The organism is Ensifer sp. ENS06, assembly GCF_014852205.1.
GTDB classification, from domain to species: domain Bacteria; phylum Pseudomonadota; class Alphaproteobacteria; order Rhizobiales; family Rhizobiaceae; genus Ensifer; species Ensifer adhaerens.
Genome location: NZ_JACVBC010000068.1, coordinates 1 through 258, shown reverse-complemented (window position 1 = coordinate 258; position 258 = coordinate 1). Strand labels below are relative to the sequence as shown.

At 48.1% G+C, this 258-nt stretch carries 1 rRNA gene; it reads right to left on the bottom strand.

Annotation, left to right across the window (positions count from 1 at the left end):
* Positions 1–258, bottom strand: a 23S ribosomal RNA gene (locus IB279_RS36880); the annotation flags it as partial.

The window sequence follows — 258 nt, the reverse complement described above, 5'->3', positions numbered from 1 at the left end:
TTGCGGAGTCTCGGTTGATGTCCTTTCCTGCAGGTACTTAGATGTTTCAGTTCCCTGCGTTCGCTTCTTACCCCTATGTATTCAGGATAAGATACCTTTAAACAATGCTTGGAAACCTAAGCCGTACTTGCGCACGACTTAAATTTTCCAAGCATTTAAGGTGGGTTCCCCCATTCGGAGATCCATGGATCAAAGCTTATTCGCAGCTCCCCACGGCTTATCGCAGCGTATCACGTCCTTCATCGCCTGTGCATGCCA